The sequence below is a fragment of the Virgisporangium ochraceum genome (assembly GCF_016863655.1).
GTDB lineage: Bacteria > Actinomycetota > Actinomycetes > Mycobacteriales > Micromonosporaceae > Virgisporangium > Virgisporangium ochraceum.
The window spans coordinates 23,554-45,451 of the sequence record NZ_BOPH01000009.1; the positions used below are offsets into that span (position 1 = coordinate 23,554).

Genomic DNA, 21,898 nt, shown 5'->3' on the forward strand with positions numbered 1-21,898 from the left:
ATGCCCATCAAGCTGACGGTACCGGTGGCGAAGGTGCTCGCCGCCCTCCTCGCGGATCCGACCGGCGAGCACTACGGCCTGCAGCTCATGCAGCAGACCGGTATCGCCAGCGGCACCCTGTACCCGGTCCTCACCCGGCTGCAGAACGCCGGCTGGCTCACCGCCCGCTGGGAGGACGAGGACCCCTCCGACGCCGGCCGGCCCGTCCGCCGGTACTACCAGCTCACCGCGGAGGGCGCCGAGCAGGCGCGCACCGCGCTGGCCGAACTGCGGGCGCAGACCGCCGTCGGTACGCCGATGAACAGCACGAGGCCGGCATGGTGACCCGGACGGCGTTGTGGCTTATCCGCGTCGCGGCCGACCGGTGGCCGGTGGAGCTCCGCGAGGAGCTGCTGCGCGAGTGGACGGCCGAGGTCCACACGATCGCGCGTGACCCGAGCCTGTCGGCGTTCCAGCGGGCCCGGATCATGCTGGGCTTCAGCGTCAGCCTCGCGGCCGCCCGGCCCGGCGGGGAACCGGCGCTCGGCTGGAAGCGGGGCGCGGGTGTGGTCGCGATCGCCTCGGCGTACCTGCTGGTGCTCGCGACGATCCAGCAGGGCTGGTCGTGGGTCTACCAGTCGATGAACGAAGGTGAGCGCCCGGTCATCGACGACAGCGGCCTGTGGGCCCGGCTGGTGCAGGCCGCCGTCGCGCTGCTTCCGGTGCTGCTGGCCGCGGTTGCCGGGTGGTGGCTGGGTCGGCGGTACTCAGACCGGCGGGTGCGGTCGACGCCGCTCGGGCTGTGCCTCATCGCGGTGGTCGCCGCGTGCGTCGGACTGGGGTTCCTCGCGGAGCGACTGCTGCACGAGTACATCGCGTTCCCGACCGGCGCCCCGCTGCCGCCGACCATGAGCTACCACTTCGGCAGCCAGCCGTACGGCATGGTGACGAGCTGGGTGGTGTGGCTGGTCGCCTTCGTGCTCCTCGCGTGGGTCGTCCGCCGGCTGGCCCTCAAGCGGCCGGTGCTGGCCGTGGCCGGCGTCAGCACGCTGATCGCCGGCCTGGCCGTCACCGTCGCCACGTTCGTCCAGTTCGGACCGTCGACGGCGCCGCGCACCGAGATGTGGAAGTGGTTCGCGCAGTGGCTCGTGCCGCCGGACCCGTTCGAGTCCGCCGTCGACACCGGCGCGGCGAGCTTCCACTCGGCCCGGAACATCTACTTCTTCGTCAGCTCCTATCCGCACGTACTGCTGGCGGTCGCCGCGTTCGGGGTCGCCTTCCTCGTGGCCAACTCCCGTCAGCGGGCCCTGGCGAACGGGTTGGGGATCGACTCCAGCAGCAGCCGCGTGTAGTCGTCCTGCGCCGACCCGATGACGTCGAGCGTGGCGCCGCTCTCGACCAGCCGGCCCTTGTTCAGCACCAGCACCTCGTCGGCGAGCAGGCGCGCGCTCAGCAGGTCGTGGGTGATGTAGAGCATCGCCAGCCGGCGGGTGCGCGCCAGGTCGCCGAGCAGTTCGAGGATCTCGGCCCGGATCGACACGTCGAGCATCGAGATCGGCTCGTCGGCGATCAGGATCTCCGGTTCGGGGGCCAGCGCCCGCGCGGTCACCACGCGTTGGCGCTGCCCGCCGGAGAGCTGATGCGGCAGCTTGTCGAGGAACTGCCCGGCCGGCGAGAGTCCCACGCTCTCGAGCAGTTCGGCGGCGCGGTCGCGGACCGCGCCGCCGCGCAACCCGCGGTAGTTGACGAGGGGACGCGAGAGCGCGTACGCGACGGTGCGGGTCGGGTTCAGCGCGCTGAACGGGTCCTGGAACACCATCTGCACGTGACGGCGGTAGTTGCGCAGGGCGCGTCCACGGAGCTTGTCGACGCGGGTCTCTCCGAAGCTGACGGTTCCCGAGGTCGGCCGCTCCACACCGGTGACGAGCCGCGCGATCGTCGACTTGCCGCTGCCGCTCTGCCCGACGAGCGCCGTCACCCGCCCGCCGAACAGCGCCAACGACACGTCGCGCACCGCCTCGGTCGAGCTGGTCCGTAGCCCGCGGCGCGTCCGGTAGGTCATCGACACGTTCTCGACCGTGAGCACCGGACGCACCTCGACCTCGGCGGTGTCGGAGGCCGGGGACACCGTGGAGAACGCGCCGATCGGCGCCGCGCCCTCGACCGCGCCCGGCGGCGTGTCGGGCAGCCGCTCCTGCTGCGCGACGTGGCACCGCACCAGGCCGCCATGGTTCTCGAGCAGGTCCGGATGGGTCTCCCGGCACTGGTCCTCGGCGTACGGGCAGCGGGCCGTGAACAGGCAGCCCCGGTGCTCGCGGCTGAGGTCCGGCGGCCGGCCCGGGATGTAGCTGACCTTCACCTCGGCCAGCCGCGGGTCGGCGTACGAGCCCAGCAGCCCGCGCGTGTACGGGTGCCGCGGGTCGCGCAGCATCTCCGCCGCCGGCCGGTCCTCGACGAGCTCGCCGCCATACATCACCATCACCCGGTCGGCCAGCTCGAGCACCGTGCCGAGGTCGTGGCTGATGAAGATGACCGCGAACCCGAGCCGCTCGCGCAGCGTCCGCAGCTCGTCGAGGATGCTGCGTTGCACGACGACGTCGAGCCCGGTGGTCGGCTCGTCGAGCAGCACGAGCTTGGGACGCAACGCGAGCGCGAGAGCCAGCGCGACCCGCTGCTTCATGCCGCCGGAGAGCTCGTGCGGGAACGCCTTGAGTACGTGCGGTTCCAGCGACACCATCCGTAGCAGCTCGGCGGGGTCGGTGCGTGGCGCCTCCCGGTGCGCCTCGAACGTGTCCTCGAACTGGTCCTCGACGCGGATCACCGGGTTCAGCGAGTTCATGCTGCTCTGGAACACCGTCGACAGGTCGACCCAGCGCATGTCGCGCAGCTCGTCCTGGCTCGCCGTGGTGATGTCGCGCCCGTTGAACTCGACCGTGCCGCCGCTGATCCGCGCCGGCGGGGTGAGCAGCCGCAGGATCGCGTTGCCCAATGTGGACTTTCCGCAGCCCGACTCGCCGAGGAGCCCGACGAACTCGTTGTCGTCGACGGTGAAGCTCACGTCGTGCACGGCCCGCACGGCCGCGTGGTCACGCGGGGTGTAGGTCACCGACAGGTTCTGAACCGACAACAGCGTCATCTCTCAGTCCTCCCGGAGGTGCGGGTTGCTCAACGCGTCGATGCCGAAGTTGATGAGCGTGAACGACAGGATCAGCAACGACAGCGCGAGACCGGGCGCGATCAGCCAGGCCCACTGCCCGGTGAGCATTGCCCCACCGAGGCTGGCCTGGTGCAGCATCGTGCCCCAGCTGACCGTCTGCGGGTCACCGAGCCCGAGGAACGCGAGGCCCGCCTCGCCGCCGATCGCGCCGAGCGCCGCACCCATGAACCCCACCACGATCAGCGAGGTCATGTTCGGCACGATCTCGCGGAAGATGATGCGCCACGTGCCGTCGCCGGCGAACCGCGCCGCGGTGATGTAGTCGCGCGTCCGCAGCGTGATGATCTGGGACCGCTTGATGCGCGCACCGTACGCCCACCCGGTGATGCTGATGACGATGATGATGAGCCACAGCCCGCGCACCGGAGCGTAGGCGGCCAGCGTGATCATCAGTGGCAGCGCCGGGATCACGAGGCCCAGGTTGATGAAGAAGGACAGGATCTCGTCGGTCCAGCCCTGCTTGTAACCGGCCAGCAGACCGATCACCAGCCCGACCACCGTGGAGATGGCACCCGCCACCACCCCGACGATCAGGGAGGCGCGCGCGCCGTAGACGAGCTGCGACCACACGTCCTCGCCCTGTGCCGTGGTGCCGAGCCAGTGGTCGGCCGACGGGCCGGCCGACCGGGCGAAGTCGTCGTAACGCGGGTCCGCCGGCGTGATCACCGGTGCCAGCAGCGCCGCCAGCACGAACACCGCGAGCATGACGAGACCGACGCGGCACTTGCGGTTGCGCCACAGGATCACGAACCAGCCGGGGACCCACCTGCGGCGGATCTCGGCGGACTCGGCCTGCAGCCCCTCGGTCTGCACCGCGTGGGTCGGTGCGGCCTGTACCGGAGTGCTCATGTGTGCGCGCCCTTTCTCACCCGCGGATCCAGGAAGCCGTAGAGGAGGTCGGCGCCGAAGTTGGCGATCAGCACCCCGACGGTGGTGAACAGGAAGATGGCCTGCATCAGCGGGAAGTCGCGGTTGCTCACCGCTTCCAGCAGCAGCCGCCCGAGCCCCGGGTAGTTGAACACCGTCTCCACCAGCACGGTGCCACCGAGAATGCTGCCCAGCGCGATCGCGAACCCCGTGACGTTCGGCAGGATCGCGATCCGGCCGCCGTAGGTGAACGCGATGCGCCGTCCCTTCAGGCCCTTCGCCATCGCGAGCCGGGTGTAGTCCTCACCAAGGCTCTGCACCATGTTGTTGCGCATACCGATGATCCAGCCGATCGGACCGGTGATGAGCAGCGCCACCGCCGGCAGCACGCTGTGCTGGATCGCGTCGGAGATGAACACCCAGTTCCACCCGGGCGAGCTGCCGGGCCCGTGTCCGCCGTCGGCGGGGAACCACGGCAACGTGAACGCGAACGTGTAGATGAGCAGCATCGCGATCCAGAAGAACGGCAACGTGCCGACGAACGTGGACCCGAGCGTGATGACGGAGTCGAGCCGGCTGTTGCGCCGGTAGGCCGCCCACGTCCCCAGCAGGTTGCCGATCACGAAAGCCAGGATCTGCGTGACCCCCACCAGGATCACCGTCCACGGCAGGGTCTCCCCGATCATGTGGGTGACCGTGTACGGGAAGTACGTGTAGGAGACCCCGAAGTCCCCCCGGAACAGCGCACCCAGGTACTGGAAGTACTGCTCCAGGAGGTTTCCGTCGGGCGTGCCGAGCATCGTGCGGATGGCTTCGACCTGAGCCGGGTCGACCGACCCGCCCTTGCCGACCAGCCGCTGCACGATCGCGTCGGCGGGGTCGCCGGGCTGCAGCCGCGGAATGAGGAAGTTCAGGGTCACCGCGGCCCATAGAGTGCCGATGAAGAAGAGGAATCGTCTGGCGAAGTAGGCCACGGCGTGAGCTCCTTCCGTGGATAGAGACCGGGCGGGGGACCTACCCCGCGGCCGGCTTCAGGTTGGTGATCCAGAGCAGGTTGTCCGTGGGCATGGCGAACGGTTCCTTCTCGTTGGGCCAGCCCGTGGCCTTCTTCGTCGAGTACTGGAACCACCGGGCCCCGTACCAGAGCGGGATCACCGGCACCTGGTCCATCATGATCTTCGCCAGGTCGGCGACGATCGGCTTCTGCGCGTTCTTGTCCTGCGCACCGAACAGCTTGTCGATCAGCTCGTCGGTGCGGGGATCGTTCCAACGCACGAAGTTGCTCGTGGCCTTCTGTCCGACCGGTGCCGACACGTCGCTCGACAGCGCCTCCTGGAAGTTGCGGAACATGTTGCAGGTTCCGCCGTACACGCCGAGCACCGCGTCGAAGTTGCCGATCGCGCGGTCGTTCTCGTACGCCGGGAACGCCGGTCCGTCCTGGGTGATGCTGAAGCCGAGCGCGCTCAGGTTCTCGATGATGATCCGCTGGGCGGCCACCCAGTCGCTCCAGTCGCCGGGCACCGCGAACTTGAACGCGATCGGCTTGCCGCTCTTGTCGAGCCGCTTGCCGTCGGCGCCCTTGTTGTAGCCGGCGGCGGTGAGCGCCGCGTCGGCCTTCGCGCTGTCGAACTTCTGCACGCCCTTGTCGGCGATGTCCGACGGGATGAAGTCCTCCTGGTTGGGCATCCGGATGCCGGTCTGGCTGGCCGGTTTCACGTAGCCGAGCTGCGCCTTGTCGGCGATCTCCTGGCGGTTGATCGCGGTGAGCAGCGCCTTGCGGAACGCCACGTCGTTGAACGGCGCCTTGGTGAGGTTCATGTAGAACGCGATCGTGCCCTCGGCCGGGTACCAGTAGTGGTTGTTCTTCGGATCCCGGTCGACGTAGGTCTTCTGGATGTCGGGCACGAACATGGCGTTGTGGTCGAACTCGCCGCGGCTCAGCTTGAGCTGGTTGACCTGCGAGTCACCCTGGTCGCTGTTGAAGCGGACCTCGTCGACCTTCACCTTGTCGGCCTGCCAGTAGGTGGGGTTGCGCGCGATCACCAACTGCTGGCCGTTGAACGACTTCACCGTGAACGGCCCGGTGCCCACCGGGTTGTCGGCGTTGACGAACGTCACCGGGTCGGACTGCTTCTCCCAGATGTGCTTGGGAACGATCCGCACGTCGTCGATCTCGGTGAACGCGGCGGCTCCGGGACCGTTGAACGTGAACTGTGCGGTCTTGTCGTCGGGCGCGGTGACCGCGGACAGGTAGCGCCACAGGCCACGGAGGTCGAGCGCCTTGTGCTGCTTGAGCATGTTGAACGTGAACTCGACGTCCTTGGCGGTGAACGCCTGGCCGTCGTTCCACTTCACGTTGTCGCGCATCGTGAAGACGAGCGTCGACGCGTCCTTCCACTCCCACTTGGTGGCGAGCCACGGCTTGGCTTCACAGGCGTAGTTGTCGAACTGCATCAGCGGCTCGAACAGATACCCGTAGGCCTCCAGCCGGGTGGCTTCGAGGTACGGGTTGTAGTTCGGCTGCGGGTTGCTGCCGCCGCCGAAGCCGCCGAAGTTCAGGTAGTCGATCCTGTCTCCGGAGCTGGTGCCGCTCTGGCCTTCGGTTCCGGTGCAGCCGGCGGACACCACGAGTGCGGCGGCGGTGGCTATGACGGCGATCCGGAAGCGCTTTCCGCGTCTCACGTTGCGCGACCTCCTGATTGCGACGCCCGACGGGCGCCAGACGGTTCGGGGGTGTAGGGCATCGCACCCGCGGCCGCCGGCCTCGGATGTGGTGCGTTTCGGGTCTGAGAGAGGTGTGTTTACGGGTCCCGGCGGGCGGGATCCCCCGTGGTGTTCCTTGCTCCGGCGCAGCCGCAGCTGCGGCGGATCACAAGCTCGGTGGGGAGCAGCCGGCTCTGCGGCGGGTCGGTGCTGGCCCGCAGCAGCTGCCGCGCGGTCTCGGCCGCGAGCTCCCGGATCGGCTGCCGCACGGTGGTCAGCGCCGGTGCGACCAGGCCGGCCATCTGCACGTCGTCGAACCCGGTGATGACAACGTCCTCGGGCACGCGCACGCCGGCGCCCAGCAGGCCGACGAGCACACCGAGCGCGGTCTCGTCGTTGGCGCAGACGATCGCCTGCGGGAGCGGGCCGCGCTTCAGGAGCTGGGTCGCCACCTGCACGCCGTCCTCCTGCCGGAGCGCCGCGCGGACGGGCCGCCGCCGCTGCGCGCGGCCGGTGTCGCGGTGCGCGGCGCGGAAGCCGTCCCACCGCTCGCTGATGTCGGGTGAGCCGTCGGGGCTGCCGACGAAGATGAGGTCGCGCAGCCCGTGCGTCTCCAGGAGATGCGTCGTGAGCGCGCGCATCGCGTCGTGGTTCTCGGCGCGGATCGACGGCACCGCTCCGGGACCCTTACCGGCGAGCACGACCACCGGCAGCGCGCCGGCCAGCCGCAGCACGGCGTCGTCGGACACCGTGCCGCCGAGCACGGCGAGCCCGTCGACGCGCCGGGCCATCTCGATGACCTGCTCGTCGGAGTCGCTGCGCATGTGGGTGCACAGGATGTGCACGGCGGCCTGCGACTGCACCACTTCCAGCTCGAAGCCCTGGATCAGCTCGCCGAAGTACGGCCCGGCGAGGCCCGGGAACACCAGTCCGATCGCGTTGTGGCGGCGGGCGGCCAGCGCCCGGCCCCGGTGGTCGGGCTGGTAGCCGTGCGCCTTGATGGACTCCAGGACCCGCTGCCGCATCTCCTCCGACACCTGCCCGGTGCCGTTGAAGACGCGGGACACCGTCGCCACCGACACGCCTGCCAGGCGCGCCATCTCGCGGACGGTCATCCGGTGGGAGTTGCTCAAGACATCCCTCTTCCGTAACGTGCGTTTCACAGAAACCGGTTACAGGAACCATAAGCAGGCCCCGAGAACTCCGCAACAGATGCGCCCGCTATGTCTGATCGACATATGGAAGGCCCCGGATGTCCCAGGTTGAACTGCGCCGCCGCCGGATCCTGATCGACGGGCGGCCGCAGCTCGTGCTCTCCGGCGAGGTCCACTACTTCCGGCTGGACCCGGGCGACTGGAGCGACCGGCTCGACAAGCTGCGCGAGGCCGGCTGCGACACGGTCGCCACCTACATCCCGTGGCTGTGGCACGAGCTGCCCGACCGCGGCGTCGACCTCACCGGGCGCACCCACCCGCGGCGCGACGTCGCCGGCTTCCTCGATCTGGCGCACGGCAAGGGACTGCGCGCGATCGCCCGGCCCGGACCGTTCGTCATGGCCGAGCTCAAGAACGAGGGCGTGCCCTACCGCCTGTACACCGATACGCCGCATCTGCAACCCACCACCTGGGATGGTGGGGTTGTACCCACCAGGACGCTGGATTATCTGGCGGCCGACTTCCTCGCGGCCGCCGAGGGCTGGTACGCGGCGGTCATGCCGATGCTCGCGGCGCGGCTCGCGCCCCGTGGCGGCCCGGTGATCGGCGTCCAGCTCGACAACGAGATCGGCATGCTGTCGTGGGTCTCGAACTCCCCCGACCTCCCCGACGAACGTTTCCACCACCCGACCGAGGACCGCTCGCTGGCGGTACACGACGAGCTCGGCCGCTACATGCGCGACCGCTACCGCCGCTACGTCGCGTTCCTGCGCGACGCTGCGATCAGGCAGGGGGTCGACGGCGTTCCGTTTCTCATCAACGTGCACGGCACCGACGAGGGCCGCGGCCGCACGTTCCCGATCGGCATCAGCCAGCTCTTCGAGAGCTACCGCGGTGTGCCGCAGCTGACCGCCGGCTCCGACCACTACCTCGGCGACCTCACCGTCGGGAACGCGCCGGACCTCTACACCTCCAACGCGTTCCTGGCCGCGTCGCTGGACGCCGACCAGCCGCTGACGTCCCTGGAGTTCGAGGCGGGCTCCGGCGACTACGCCGAGGACCTGTCGCAGCTGGTTCCACCGCAGGCCGTCGACCTGAAGACGCGCATGTGCGTGGCCCAGGGCAACCGGCTGCTCAACCTGTACCTGTTCACCGGTGGCCGCAACCCGTTGCTGGACAGGCCCGTCGGCGACGGCAACGACCGCATCGCGTTCACCGGCGAGCGGCACGGGTTCGCGGCCCCGGTCGATCCGGAGGGCCGGTGCGGCGCGGCGTTCAGCGCCGTCCGCGACGCGTTCGCCGCCGTGCGCGGGGCGTCGGAGCTTCTGGCGGACGGCGACGAGGAGGACGACGGCTTCGCGCTGGCCTTCGTACCCGACCACTACCTGACCGAGTACCACCACCCGGCGTCGTCAGCGCGGGCCGAGCAGGTGGCCGACCTCGCCCGGTTCCGCGGCATGGGCCCGCGCGACATCCTGGCCCGCTCGCTGCTGCTGGCCGGGTACTCGTTCCCGGCCGTCGACGTGCAGTCCCCGGGCGCTCTTCCGCCCGTGCTGGTGCTGGCGAGCGCGTCGACGCTGGGACGCGCGGTGCAGGAGCGGCTGGCCGCCTACGTGTCCGACGGCGGGCGGCTGCTGCTGAACGGCGTCCTCCCGCGGTACGACGCCGACGGCGCACCGTGCACGGCGTTGGCCGACGCGCTCGGCGTCCGCGTGACGGGCCGGGTCGACGGCACGCCGCACTACTTCCCGTCGGTCGTCGCCGACGGACGGCCGGAGGTGCGGGTCGGCTACGCCCAGTACCTCGCCGGCGGCGACCCGGTGCTCCGCGTGGCCGGATCCGAGGCCGTGTGCGGGGTCCGGGTGCACCACGGCGCCGGCGTCGCGCTGCTGGTCGCCACCGACTACCCGGCCCATCTGGACTTCTGGCGTACCTGCATGGCCACGCTGGGCGTCACCCCGCGCCTGCGCCACGACGCGGCCGAACCCGGCCTGCTGCTGACGTCCACAGTGGACACCTCCGGCCAGCGGCTGCTGCACGTCCTGAACCTCGGCCCGAGCGACGCCGACTTCGCCCTGTCCTACCGCGACCGTCCCGTGCTGACCGGACGGCGGCTGCACGTTCCCGCCCGCGCCGGCGTGATGCTGCCGTACGGCGTCGGCGTGGGTACGGCCACCCTCCTGGAGACCACGTGCGAGCTGGTCGCCCGCACGGGCGACGAGGTGGTGCTCCGGCCGACCCAGGGGCCCCATGGCGACCTCGCGGTCTTCGACCGCGACCCGGCCGACGTCGACGGCGGGACAGCGGACGGCCCCGTCGTGACGGCCACCGACGCCCGCGTCCGGGTCCGCTTCTAGAACGTCAGCGGATGCTCAGGTGGACGTGGTTGGTGTGGTCGCTGCTGGGGTCGCCGCGGCCGCGGGTGTAGGCGCGCCAGCCGCTCGACGGTAGCCAGATGCGCTTGAACCAGATCACGTAGAGCACGCCCAGGCGCCGGGAGTTGTCGATGAAGTAGACCGACAGGTTGTCGCCGTAGGTGCGGTCGCCGCCGGACGCCACACCGCCGAAGCCGTTCTTCTGCGCGGCGAAGTCGCAGGCCCGGCCGCGGGGATGCTCGCCGCCGTCCTCCTGGGACCGGTAGCAGCCGACGTGCCGGGTGAAGCCGGCCGACTGGGCCTGCTTCAGCGCGTGGAGCGTGCGCGGGGTCAGGCAGCCGTTGGTGGTGGGGTCGTCGGCGGAGCAGCGCTCGGCCGGGAAGGTGCCGTTCCCCGGGGCCGGCTGTGCGGGCGGCGGCTTGCCACCGCCGGACGAGCCGCCACCGGACGAGCCGCCGGAGGAGCCGGAAGAGCCGGAGCCGGCCGGAGGCTGTGCCGGCGCCGTGGGACCGTCGGTGGCGCCGCCGCCGTAGTTGGCCAGCGCGCGCTCGGCGTCGGCCTTCCTCTTGGCCATCACGGCTACCTGCTGCTCCTGGAGCTTGACCTCGGCGTCGATCGCGGCCTTGGCGGCGGCCAGCTGCCGGCGCGACTCGGTCAGGTCCCGCAGCAGGCGCTCATTGCGGGCGGCGACCACCCGCAGGCTCGCGGCCCGGTCGACGAAGCCGCCCGCCGAGCCGGCACCGAGCAGCAGCGACGCGGCGCTGGCCGTTCCGCCCGTGCGGTAGGTGGCCGCGAGGATCTCGTTCGCCTGCGGCTGGGCGGCGGCCACCTTCGCCTCGGCGGCGGCCAGCCTCGACGCGAGGTCGGCCTGCCGCTTGCGGGAGTCGGCCAGCTTCGCCTCGGCGTCGAGGTAGCCGCGGCTGGCGGCCTCGAGCTGGCTCTGCAGGTCGGCCGCCAGGTCCTCACCCGGGTCGGCATGGGCGGGAGCGGCGACCCCGAACAGGCACGCCGCCACGAGGACGAGACCTGCGACCGCGGACCGGACGAGCACCATGATCACCCCAACCGAACGTAAACCTCACGTACAGGTACGTCACCGATTGATAACGGGTTCCCGGGTCGGGTGGACCGGGCGCTCCCGGTAGCGTGGTTCGTGATTCGCACCTGCCTGAAGGAGCCCGCCATGAGCCTCGACCGCGGCACCGCGCCCGACCCGTTCGACCTTCTGCCGGCCAAGCCCACCTTCGAGCTGACCAGCAACGACTTCAGCGAGGGCCAACCGCTGGACAAGCGGCACGCGCACGACAGCGCCGGCGGCGACAACGCCAGCCCGCACCTGCGCTGGTCGGGCTTCCCCGCGGAGACGAAGAGCTTCGCCGTGACCTGCTACGACCCCGACGCGCCCACCGGCAGCGGCTTCTGGCACTGGGTGCTCGTCGGGATCCCCGCCGACACCACCGAGCTGCTCACCGACGCCGCCCGCTCCGGCCCGCTGCCCGGCGGCGCGTTCCACGCCCGCAACGACTACGGGCAGGCCGGCTACGGCGGATGCGCGCCACCGGAGGGTGACATCGTGCACCGGTACGTGTTCGCCGTGCACGCGCTCGACGTCGAGGACCTCGGCCTCGACTCGTCGGCGACGCCCGCCTACGTCGGGTTCAACCTCACGTTCCACACGCTCGCCCGCGGCATCCTCCGCGGGACGTACCAGCGCTGACAGCTCACGCGCGCTCGTTGTCGAGGGTCCGCCACTCCAACGAGTGGCGGATCCCGTCTTCGATGCTGAACTCGGCCGCCCACTCCAGCAACGTGGCCGCGCGCGACGAGCGCGTGAACGCCCCCGCCGCGTCGCCCAACCGGGGCGGCGCCTCGGCCACCGGCAGCTCGCCGCCGATCACCGCGTTGAACGCCGCCACCAGTTCGCGCACGGTCGTGCCGTTGCCGGTGCCCAGGTTGATCGCCCGGTAGCCGGGCTCCGGCAGGATCTCGTCGAACCGCACGACGGCCTGCACGTGGGCCAGGGCCAGGTCCCAGACGTGGATGTAGTCGCGGATGCCCGTGCCGTCGCGGGTCGGCCAGTCGACCCCCGTGATGGTGAACGTCTCGCCGGCCTCCCAGGCCACGATCATCCTGCCCAGGGCGTGGGACGGGTTGCGCGTCTGCAGGCCGGTGCGCATCTTCGGGTCGGCGCCGATCGGGTTGAAGTAGCGCAACGAGATCGCGCGGAGCTGCCCCGCCCCTGCGACGTCCCCTAGGATTCCCTCGACCATGAACTTGGTCCGCGCGTACGGACTGGTCGGCTCGATCGCCGCGGATTCGTCGACAGCGAAGTCCTCGCCGGGCTTGTACATCGACGCCGATGAACTGAAAAGGACCCTCTCGCAGCCATTACGGCGAAGATGCTCGAGCAGGTCGACGGTCTTGGAGACGTTCTCGCGGTAGTAGCGCAGCGGGTTGTCGACCGACTCGGGTACCACTATGAGGGCGGCACAGTGGATGGCCACCCCGGTCTCGGGGTGCGCCGCGAAGATCTCGTCGACAAGGGCGCCGTCGGCGATGTCACCCCTATAGAAGACGCGGCCCTCGGTGAACTGCTCGCGACCGGTGACGAGGTTGTCGAGGATGACCGGCTGGATCCCCCGATCGAGCAGGGCCGAACACACAGTGCTGCCGATGTAACCCGCCCCACCGGTGACCAGAACCTTCATCTGCACTCCTCGACGACGCTGAATTCCTTCGAACCGAAGGAGAACGAGCCCTCACGATCCCCCTATCGGAACCGCGCCATTGTGCCACGGAGAGTTGCGGCCGCCTTAGTTTCAGACCGGTGGGTGACATTGGTTACCGGCATGTACATTCTCTCCGTGCTAGGCCTGCCAACCACCGTCAAAGCATGCTTGTTCGACCTCGACGGCGTGCTTACCCACACCGCTGCCGTTCACAATGCGGCATGGCGGGCGACGTTCGACGAGTTCCTGAAGGACCGTTCAGACGAGACCGGGGAACCGTTCGTTCCGTTCGATACAGAGGCTGACTACAACCGTTACGTCGACGGCCGCCCGCGGGCCGACGGCGTCCGAACCTTCCTCGCTTCGCGTGGCATCACGCTGCCCGAGGGGACCCCGGAGGACCCGCCCGGCGCCGACACCGTCAACGGCCTGGGCAACAAGAAGAACGAACTGCTGCTGAAGACCATCCGCGAACAGGGCGTCGACGTGTTCGAGGGCTCGGTCTCCTACCTCCGTGCCGCCGAAGCCGCCGGTCTCCGCCGGGCCGTCGTCTCCGCCAGCGCCAACGCCCGTGACGTGCTGCGCACCACCGGCCTCGACCGGTACATCGAGCACATCGTCGACGGCATCGTCGCGCGCCAGGAGGGTCTGCGCGGCAAGCCGGAGCCCGACACGTTCCTCGCCGCCGCACGCCACCTGGGCGTCGCGCCGTCCGAGGCCGTCGTGTTCGAGGACGCGCTGGCCGGCGTCGCCGCGGGCCGCGCCGGCGACTTCGGCTACGTCGTGGGCGTCGACCGGGTCGGGCAGGCGGCGGAGCTGAGCGAACAGGGTGCCGACATCGTCGTGCGCGATCTTTCAGAGCTATTGGACGAGGACGCGAAGTGACCGAGTACGTCCAGACTCCCGACGAGTACGTCCAGGGCGACGACTACGTCCAGGTCGTCGACGTCGAGGCGGGTCCCCGCCCGGAGTACGAGATCGAGCCGTGGGCCGTCCGGGAGAAGAACCTGGACCTGGAGCAGCTGGCCTGGTCGGAGTCGATCTTCGCCCTGTCGAACGGGCACATCGGCCTGCGCGGCAACCTCGACGAGGGTGAACCGCACGGCCTGCCGGGCACCTACCTGAACTCGTTCTACGAGCTGCGCCCGTTGCCGTACGCGGAGGCCGGCTACGGGTTCCCGGAGTCCGGCCAGTCGATCATCAACGTCACCAACGGCAAGCCGATCCGGCTGCTGGTCGACGACGAGCCGTTCGACGTGCGCTACGGCGACCTGCGCTGCCACGACCGGGTCCTCGACCTGCGGGCCGGCACCCTGCACCGCGAGCTGGAGTGGGCGTCACCGGCGGGTGACACCGTGCGGGTGAACTCCACCCGGCTGGTGTCGTTCACGCACCGGGCCATCGCCGCGATCTGCTACGAGGTCGAGGCGGTCGACGAGACGCTGCGGCTGATCGTCCAGTCGGAACTGGTGGCGAACGAGCAGCTGCCGACGACGCGGGCCGACCCCCGCGTGGAGAAGGCCCTGGAAGCGCCGCTTGTGTCGGAGGAGCACCTGGTCACCGGCAACTCCGGCGGCCTGCTCGTGCACCAGACGCGGGCCAGCGGGCTGCGCATGGCCGCGGCCATGGACCACATCGTCGAGTGCCCGGGCAAGGTCGACGTGAAGACGGAGGCGTTCCCCGACTGGGTGCGCACCACCGTCGCGTGCGTGCTCAAGCCGGGCGAGAAGCTGCGCATCGTCAAGATGGTGGGGTACGGCTGGTCGAGCCGGCGGTCGCTGCCGGCGCTGCGCGACCAGGTCGGCGCCGCGATCACCAGTGCCCGGTACGCCGGCTGGGACGGCCTGTGCCGCGAGCAACGCGAGTACCTCGACGTCTTCTGGGACGCCTCCGACGTGCAGCTCGACGGCGACCCGGAGATCCAGCAGGCGGTGCGGCTGGCGCTGTTCCACCTGCTGCAGAGCGGTGCCCGTTCGGAGAACCGGTCGATCCCGGCGAAGGGCCTGTCGGGCCCCGGCTACGACGGCCACATCTTCTGGGACACCGAGATGTTCATGCTGCCGGCGCTGACCTACACCCATCCGGACGTGGTCGCGCACGTGTTGCGCTGGCGGCAGAGCACGCTCGACCTGGCCAGGGAGCGCGCGCAGACGCTCGGGCTCAACGGTGCCGCGTTCCCGTGGCGCACGGTGCGCGGCCAGGAGTGCTCGGCCTACTGGCCGGCCGGTACGGCGGCGTTCCACAACAACGCGGGAATCGCGTCGGCGGTGGTGCGCTACGTCAACGCCACCGGCGACCTCGACTTCGAGCGCGACACCGGCCTGGAACTGCTGGTGGAGACCGCGCGGCTGTGGCACTCGCTCGGGCACCACGACCGGCACGGGAAGTTCCACATCGACGGGGTCACCGGCCCCGACGAGTACACCGCCGTGGTCAACGACAACCTCTACACGAACCTGATGGCCCAGCGGAACCTGGTGTGCGCGGCCGACGCGGCCAACCGGCACCCGGAGAAGGCCGCCGAGCTCGACGTCAGTGAAGAGGAGACCAAGGCGTGGCGGGTCGCGGCCGCGGCCATGCACCTGCCGTACGACGAGGAGCTGCGGGTCCACCAGCAGCACGGGGGCTTCACCCGGCTGCAGGAGTGGGACTTCGAGAACACGCCGCAGGAGAAGTACCCCCTGCTGCTGAACTTCCCGTACTTCGACATCTACCGCAAGAAGGTCATCAAGCAGCCCGACCTCGTGCTCGCGCTGCACTGGTGCGGCGACTCCTTCACGTTCGAGGAGAAGCAGCGCAACTTCGTGCACTACGAGCAGTTCACGGTGCGCGACTCGTCGCTGTCGGCGTGCACGCTGTCGGTGCTGGCGGCCGAGGTCGGCTACCTGAAGCTGGCGCACGACTACCTCGCCGAGGCCGCGCTGGTCGACCTGCACAACCTGGCCGGCAACACCGGCGACGGTCTGCACGTCGCGGCGCTGGCCGGCTCGTGGCTGGCGCTCGTGTGCGGCTTCGGCGGCATGCGCGACCACGGCGGCGAGCTGTCGTTCGCCCCGCGGCTGCCGGAGCACCTGGAGCGGATGGAGTTCTCGCTGCTGTGGCGGGGCCTGCGGATCCGCCTGGAGGTCCGGCCCACCGAGGTGACGTACTCGCTGCGCAACGGCAGCCACGACAGCACGCTGTCGATCCATCACCACGGTGAGCTGGTCACGATCACCAGCGGCCAGCCGACCGTGATGCAGATCCCGCCGCTGCCGCAGAACCGGCCGCCGGTGCACCAGCCCCACGGCCGCGCACCGGTGAAGCGCGCACCCAGGTAGTTCGACAAGTGGAGGAGCCCGGCTGAACCCGGGCTCCATCCCTTCAGGAAGCGATCCCCACCGTCCTACCCACCGACTCCGGTTCGATGAGCGACCGCAGCATGTAGTGGGCCACGTCTGCGCGCGAGGCGTTGAGGCCGCCGCGCAGGTTGCGGCCGTAGGCGGTTCGATAGGACGCGGTGAGCGCCTTGTCGGTGAGCTTGGGCGGGCGGACGATCGTCCAGTCGAGGCCGCTGTTCCGGATCACGTCCTCCATCCGGGCCAGGTCGGCGTAGTTGGCCCGGAACACGCGTTTCACGATCGGCGTGAGCAGGTACCGCATCACCACGCCCTCGCCGGGGTCGTGGCGGGGCGGGTGCGGCCGGTCCGGTGAGGCGACGGTGCCGATCGGCGCGGCGCTGACCACGACGAGCCGGCGCACGCCGGTCTCCTTCATCGCGTCGACGACCGCCCGCGTGCCGCGCTCGGCCACCCCGGAGTCCGACCGCGCCCGGGCGCCCGCGGCCGACAGCACGGCGTCGGCGCCGGCCACCGCGTCGGCGAGCGCGGCCGGGTCGGGCGCGGTGAGATCCACCTTCACCGTCCGGAGGTCAGCCCGGACCGCGGCCGGGTTCCGGACGACCGCGGTGACCGTGTGGCCGGCCGCCAGGGCCTGGGTCACGAGCTGCCGGCCGATGCCGCCGGTGGCGGCGACGATTGTCAGGTTCACTGGAGACTCCTCGTCAGGTTTGCGGGCGCTGATCCGTCACCTTGATGACGCACCCCGACGGAGGAACCTGACCGTGGACTTCGAGACCCACCGGCCCCGGCTGCGGGCCGTGGCATACCGGATGCTCGGCTCGCTCACCGAGGCCGACGACGCCGTGCAGGAGACCTGGCTGCGGGCCAGCCGCGCCGACACCGGCGACGTCGCCAACGTCGCCGGCTGGCTGACGACGATCACCGCGCGGGTCTGCCTCGACCAGCTGCGCCGGCGCGCCGCGCGTCCCGAAGAGCCGTTGCCCGACCCCGTGGTCACCGCCCCCGACGGGCTCGACCCCGAACACGAGGTGCTCCTCGCCGACGCCGTCGGGCTGGCCCTGCTCGTGGTGCTCGACACGCTGACCCCGGCCGAGCGGCTCGCGTTCGTGCTGCACGACACGCTCGGCGTGCCGTTCGACGACATCGGCCGGCTGGTCGGCCGGTCGCCCAACGCCGCCGCGCAGCTGGCCAGCCGGGCCCGGCGGCGGATCCGCGACGCCGCGGTGCAGCCCGACGCCGACCTGACCCGCCAGTGGAAGGTCGCCGACGCGTTCCTGGCGGCCGCCCGGGCGGGTGACTTCACGGCGCTGGTCGAGGTGCTGGCCCCCGACGTCGTGCTGCGGGCCGACGCGGGGACGCCGGTGGCGCTCCGGGGCGCCGACGACGTGGCGCCGCAGGTGCTGAGCTACGCGCGGATGGCGCCGTTCGCCCGGCGGGTGCTGGTCAACGGCGCGGTCGGGTTCGTGCCGGCACCCGGCGGCCAGCCGTTCGCGGTGATCGCGCTGACCGTGCGCGGCGACCGGGTGACGGCGATCCACATCCTCGCCGACCCCGACCGGCTGGCCGGGCTGAGCCTTCCGTCAAGCCTGCCGTAGGCGCTTCGGGGCCTGCACGTACCAGGCGTCCCGGAGGATCTCGGCCAGCTCGTCGACGCCGATCTCGCCGAGCCGCACCAGCACGGCCGGGTAGCCGTTGAAGTGCGGCGTCGTGAAGTAGATGTGCGGGCTGTCGGCGAGCAGCGTCTCCTTCGGGCCGATGCCGTCGGTGCGCACGCCGAGAATGGGACCGTCGGGGGCCGCGTCGCCGAGGTCCTGGAGGTCCTTCCTGCGGAGCGGGCGCTCCCAGGCGAACGCCTTGCCCCGCACCTTCCAGCTCATGCCGTCTTCGGTGGTCTCGGGCAGCGCCAGCGCGAGCCGGCGCACGTCGTCCCAGGTCGCCATGTCTGTCAGCGTAGGCCGGCCGTCTTGTACCTTTCGGCCCGCGCGCTACTGCACCAGGAACGCCGGCGACCGGCCGATCATCGGCTCGCGGCGACCGGTGGGCAACGTGGTGACCACGACATCGAGCCAGAAGACGTACCAGTTTCCTCTGGTCAGGCCGGTGACGGTGGCGTTCATTTGCTGGCAGCCGTTGGGTTTGGGAACGGTGGTCCAGGTGGCCGGCGGCACCGAGCCACCCGGACGGTTCTGCAGCACCGCAGCGATCTTGTACTCGACGATGCGCGGGTCGCCGAGGCTCATCCAGCTGACGCTGGCCTGTCCGACCCCGGGCGTGGCGTTGAGCCAGTACATGGTGTCGGCGCGCAGGCGGCCCAGGCAGTACGGGCGGCCGCTGTAGGGCGGCTGGGCGGGGGTGCCCGGAACGGTGACGGTGATGGGGCCGCCCGTCGTGGGCGCCGGCAGCGCGGGCGCGGCCGGTGAGGCTGCCCGCTGGCCCTGCTGGTACCAGAACCACTCGGCGCCCTCGCCGGCGATCGTGCTGCCGTCCTGACCACCCGACGAGTCCGACTCCCCGTCGGAGCCGAGCCCGAGCAGCGAGCAGCCGCCCAGCACGGTCGCCAGGGCAACCGCGAGCGACACGACGAACATCCGGTCGCGCGGGCGCGGCGCGGGCTCGTCGGGCGCGGGGCGCTCGGGCCGGGGCGCGGACCGCCGCAGCCGAGGGGCATTGCTCACACGGGACCCATCGGCGTACCGGACGACGGGCTGAGCGGCTGCAACCAACCGGCTACCGCTACTGCCCCAGGCCCGCCTCCCGGGCCCGGACAATGGCCTCCGCCCGGTCGGCCACCTGCAGCTTCGCGAACACGTTCGAGACGGTGTTGCGCACCGTCTTCGGCGAGAGGTACAGGGTGGCGGCGATCTGACCGTTCGACCGGCCGGCCGCCAACAGGTCCAATATCTCCCGCTCACGCGCCGTGAGCTGCGGAAACGGCTCGGCCACCGCCGACGCCGGCGCCCCGGCGAAGAACTCCGCGACGCGCATCGCCAACGCCGCGCCGAACACCACCCCGCCCGACGCGACCGTGGTGATCGCCCGCACGATCTCCTCCTGCTCGGCGCCTTTGACCAGGTAGCCGCGGGCGCCGGCCCGCACGGCCGCGAACACGGTGCCGTCGTCCTCCGACATCGTGAGCACCAGGATCCCGACCTCGGGCGCCTCGGCGACCAGGCGACGGGTCGCGTCGACGCCGTTCAGCTCGGGCATCTGCACGTCCATCACGACCACGTCCGGGCGCAGCTCGACCGCTGATGCGACGGCCGCGACCCCGTTGGCGGCCGTGCCGACCACCTCGAAACCGTCGACCGACCCCAGCAGCATCGCCAGCCCGTCACGGAACACCGGGTGGTCGTCGGCGACCAGGACCTTGATCATGTGGGTACGACCTCCAGCATCGGCAGCACCGCGCGCACCACGGTCCCGTGCTCGCCCGGGCACTCTATCCGGCAGTGTCCGCCCAGCTCAGCGACGCGTTCGCGGATCGACACCAGCCCCACGCCGGCCGGGGTGTCGGCGCGGATGCCGACGCCGTCGTCGGTCACCTCGACCACCAGCTCGTCGCCCTCGACGGCCAGGCGCACCGCGCACGACGACGCCGACGCGTGCTTGACCACGTTCGCCAGCGCCTCCGACACGATCCGGTACGCGGCCACCTCCACCGCCGCCGGCAACCGGTCGAGGCCCTCGCCGTCGACCCGCACGGTCAGGCCGGCCGGCATCCGGGCCGCCTGCTGACGCACCGCGCCCAGCAGGCCGACGTCGTCGAGCGCCGGTGGGCGCAGGTCGTGCACCAGCCGCCGCACGTCGGCCAGCGCCGCCCGCGCGTCCTCCCGGGCCTGCACCAGCATCTCGTCGCCACGGGCCGCGTCCCTGCGGAGCACGTTGCGGGCCGCGTCGATGCGCAGCGCGACCGCGCCCAGGCTCGGACCCAGCCCGTCGTGCAGGTCGCGGCGCAGCCGCCGGCGCTCCTCCTCCCGCGCCGTGACGATCGCGTGCCGGCTGCGCTGCAGCTCCTCCGCGAGGTGCCCGGCCCGTGCGGCCGCGGCCGCCTGGCGCACCACGTCCGACAGCAGCCTTTCGTCGCGCGCGGACAGCGACCGGAGCCGACCGGACCGCCCGAGCACCAGCCGGCCGACCGCCTCACCGCGGTAGGTGACCGGCAGCACCTGGGTGCGCTCCGGACGGGTCCCGTACGACGCCACCAACGACGCCGAACCGGCGCGGTCGACCTCGACCGCGACGAACGGCGACCGGAACGCCTCGGCGACCGTCCGCGCGACCGCGAGCAGCTGCTCCTCCGGCGCCGGCGACCGTTCGAGCTGCTCGGCCAGGCTCGCGACCACCCCGTACCGGTCGTGCCGGCGACCGAACAGCACCCGCCGGGCCAGCAGCCACAGGCGGTGCCGCAGCGGACCGTAGACCGCCGTGACCAGCAGCAGCGCGAGCACCGCCGCGTCGCGCTCGGCCACCGCGCTGGTGACCGCGAGCACGAGCGCGTCGACGGCCACCACCGCGAACGCCAGCGCGCCGTACCGGAGCGTGCCGTTGAGCAGCTCGTCGACGTCGGTGACATCGGGCCGCACGATCCCGATCGTCACCGCGACCCCGGTGACGCACACCGCGACGGTCAGCCCGGGCGAGGTGAACGCGCCGGGCAGCACCAGCGTCGAGAGCATCACCAGCAGGTCGACGACCGCCGCCCAGAGCAGCCAGCGCATCCGGTTGCGGTCCTGCCGGTACTTCCGCACGACGACGGCGAACGGCACGAGCAGGCTCAGCGGAGCCAGGGCGAGCGAGACCGCGAACGCCGGCTGCCAGAAGCTCTCCCGCAGCGCGACCGTGGTCAGGTCGAGGTCCAGGGCGGCGAACTGCGGCGGCAGCGCCTCGCCGGTCTGCTGCTCCTGCGCGATGCCCGCCGGCACCAGCAGCAGCACCAGCGGGAACGACGCCGTCGCGGCCAGGCTGGCGAGCGCCGCCGTGCGCCACCACCGTCCGGCCGGCAGGCGTCCGTCGGGATAGAACAACAGGACCAGCGGGAGCGCGAGCAGGAGACTGGCACCGAGCCGCTGGTAGGCCCAGAACGCGAGCTCGGCACCGGGCTTCGCGGGCGTGTCGAGGGTGGCGTAGGCCAGCCAGCTCGACGCGAAGCCGTCGAGGCTCCAGTGCAGACCGGTGACGCACAGGATCCAGCCGACCGGGTGGCGCGGCATCCGTCCGAGCAGCAGCGCGCCGGGAACCGCGAGCGCCACACCCGGAATGCCGGCGAGCCACCCCGCCTCCAGGTCGAGCAACCGGCGGTGCGCGCCCGGCACCTGGAGGTCGAGGACGGCCGCGGCCACCGTCGCCGCGACGGCCACGGCGATCACCGCTATGTGCTTCACATACGGATCGTCGCAGGTCAGCAGTCCCGCAGTCGTCGGGACAACGGTCCCGTCCGGGTCGGGACACCGGGCGGGACCCGATCCGGGATCGCGGGCCCTGCCGGCCCGGGACGCGGTTCTCCGAGAGTTCTCGGTGTCACCACGACCTCTTC

19 protein-coding genes are annotated in these 21,898 nt (G+C 71.1%); 7 read left to right on the top strand and 12 right to left on the bottom strand.

Annotated elements, in window-relative coordinates; translation table 11 throughout:
- Window positions 1-324, top strand: a complete 324-nt coding sequence (locus tag Voc01_RS03370) for a PadR family transcriptional regulator (RefSeq protein WP_307781554.1) — start codon at window positions 1-3, stop codon at window positions 322-324.
- Window positions 318-1,331 (top strand): hypothetical protein, encoded by a 1,014-nt coding sequence (locus tag Voc01_RS03375; protein WP_203925754.1) that lies wholly within the window; start codon window positions 318-320, stop codon window positions 1,329-1,331. Before Voc01_RS03370 ends, Voc01_RS03375 begins: the two co-directional genes overlap by 7 nt.
- Here Voc01_RS03375 and Voc01_RS03380 read toward each other — a convergent pair.
- The 5 genes from Voc01_RS03380 to Voc01_RS03400 form a co-directional block, all read right to left on the bottom strand.
- Window positions 1,277-3,115, bottom strand: coding sequence for an ABC transporter ATP-binding protein (locus tag Voc01_RS03380; protein ID WP_203925755.1), 1,839 nt, complete (start codon window positions 3,113-3,115; stop codon window positions 1,277-1,279). The genes Voc01_RS03375 and Voc01_RS03380 overlap by 55 nt on opposite strands.
- A 3-nt stretch (window positions 3,116-3,118) precedes the next feature.
- Entirely contained in the window at window positions 3,119-4,045 is a 927-nt protein-coding gene (locus Voc01_RS03385; RefSeq protein ID WP_203925756.1) for an ABC transporter permease, read from the bottom strand.
- Window positions 4,042-5,037 (bottom strand): ABC transporter permease, encoded by a 996-nt coding sequence (locus Voc01_RS03390; protein ID WP_203925757.1) that lies wholly within the window; start codon window positions 5,035-5,037, stop codon window positions 4,042-4,044. The genes Voc01_RS03385 and Voc01_RS03390 overlap by 4 nt, the downstream gene beginning before the upstream one ends.
- Window positions 5,038-5,077: 40 nt before the next feature.
- Window positions 5,078-6,745 (bottom strand): ABC transporter substrate-binding protein, encoded by a 1,668-nt coding sequence (locus Voc01_RS03395; RefSeq protein ID WP_203925758.1) that lies wholly within the window; start codon window positions 6,743-6,745, stop codon window positions 5,078-5,080.
- Window positions 6,746-6,864: 119 nt separating this feature from the next.
- Window positions 6,865-7,866 (bottom strand): LacI family DNA-binding transcriptional regulator, encoded by a 1,002-nt coding sequence (locus tag Voc01_RS03400; protein ID WP_203925759.1) that lies wholly within the window; start codon window positions 7,864-7,866, stop codon window positions 6,865-6,867.
- 152 nt (window positions 7,867-8,018) lie between these two features.
- Between Voc01_RS03400 and Voc01_RS03405 the strand changes: the two genes are divergently transcribed.
- Window positions 8,019-10,277, top strand: coding sequence for a beta-galactosidase (locus Voc01_RS03405; RefSeq protein WP_203925760.1), 2,259 nt, complete (start codon window positions 8,019-8,021; stop codon window positions 10,275-10,277).
- Between the two features lie 4 nt (window positions 10,278-10,281).
- Here the strand turns inward: Voc01_RS03405 and Voc01_RS03410 are convergent, their stop codons facing one another.
- A complete protein-coding gene (locus Voc01_RS03410; RefSeq protein WP_203925788.1) occupies window positions 10,282-11,349 on the bottom strand; it encodes a coiled-coil domain-containing protein in 1,068 nt (355 codons plus the stop codon).
- A 129-nt stretch (window positions 11,350-11,478) separates the two neighbouring features.
- Here Voc01_RS03410 and Voc01_RS03415 point away from each other — a divergent pair, with 129 nt between their 5' ends.
- The gene (locus tag Voc01_RS03415; RefSeq protein WP_203925761.1) at window positions 11,479-12,012 is read left to right on the top strand and encodes a YbhB/YbcL family Raf kinase inhibitor-like protein; all 534 of its coding nucleotides are present in this window, start codon (window positions 11,479-11,481) and stop codon (window positions 12,010-12,012) included.
- A 4-nt stretch (window positions 12,013-12,016) separates the two neighbouring features.
- On the opposite strand, the gene galE is transcribed toward Voc01_RS03415, so the two are convergent.
- Window positions 12,017-13,003 (bottom strand): UDP-glucose 4-epimerase GalE, encoded by a 987-nt coding sequence (gene galE / locus Voc01_RS03420; protein WP_203925762.1) that lies wholly within the window; start codon window positions 13,001-13,003, stop codon window positions 12,017-12,019.
- 156 nt (window positions 13,004-13,159) lie between these two features.
- On the opposite strand from galE, the gene Voc01_RS03425 reads away from it, so the two are divergent.
- Complete coding sequence (locus Voc01_RS03425; RefSeq protein WP_203925763.1) at window positions 13,160-13,909, top strand: HAD family hydrolase; 750 nt, start codon at window positions 13,160-13,162, stop codon at window positions 13,907-13,909.
- A 92-nt stretch (window positions 13,910-14,001) separates the two neighbouring features.
- Entirely contained in the window at window positions 14,002-16,344 is a 2,343-nt protein-coding gene (locus tag Voc01_RS03430) for a glycoside hydrolase family 65 protein (protein WP_203925789.1), read from the top strand.
- A 43-nt stretch (window positions 16,345-16,387) separates the two neighbouring features.
- On the opposite strand, the gene Voc01_RS03435 is transcribed toward Voc01_RS03430, so the two are convergent.
- Window positions 16,388-17,053: an NAD(P)-dependent oxidoreductase gene (locus Voc01_RS03435; RefSeq protein ID WP_203925764.1), complete on the bottom strand. Its 666-nt coding sequence runs from the start codon at window positions 17,051-17,053 to the stop codon at window positions 16,388-16,390.
- Between the two features lie 67 nt (window positions 17,054-17,120).
- Between Voc01_RS03435 and Voc01_RS03440 the strand changes: the two genes are divergently transcribed.
- Window positions 17,121-17,960, top strand: a complete 840-nt coding sequence (locus tag Voc01_RS03440; RefSeq protein ID WP_275423685.1) for a sigma-70 family RNA polymerase sigma factor — start codon at window positions 17,121-17,123, stop codon at window positions 17,958-17,960.
- Here the strand turns inward: Voc01_RS03440 and Voc01_RS03445 are convergent.
- From Voc01_RS03445 to Voc01_RS03460, 4 genes are read right to left on the bottom strand one after another with little or no spacing between them, the layout of a single operon-like run.
- Complete coding sequence (locus Voc01_RS03445; protein ID WP_203925766.1) at window positions 17,946-18,305, bottom strand: MmcQ/YjbR family DNA-binding protein; 360 nt, start codon at window positions 18,303-18,305, stop codon at window positions 17,946-17,948. The genes Voc01_RS03440 and Voc01_RS03445 overlap by 15 nt on opposite strands.
- Window positions 18,306-18,350: 45 nt before the next feature.
- Complete coding sequence (locus tag Voc01_RS03450; RefSeq protein ID WP_203925767.1) at window positions 18,351-19,040, bottom strand: hypothetical protein; 690 nt, start codon at window positions 19,038-19,040, stop codon at window positions 18,351-18,353.
- A gap of 58 nt (window positions 19,041-19,098) precedes the next feature.
- Window positions 19,099-19,740, bottom strand: coding sequence for a response regulator (locus tag Voc01_RS03455; RefSeq protein WP_203925768.1), 642 nt, complete (start codon window positions 19,738-19,740; stop codon window positions 19,099-19,101).
- Entirely contained in the window at window positions 19,737-21,746 is a 2,010-nt protein-coding gene (locus Voc01_RS03460; protein ID WP_203925769.1) for a sensor histidine kinase, read from the bottom strand. Before Voc01_RS03460 ends, Voc01_RS03455 begins: the two co-directional genes overlap by 4 nt.
- Between the last annotated feature and the right edge of the window lie 152 nt (window positions 21,747-21,898).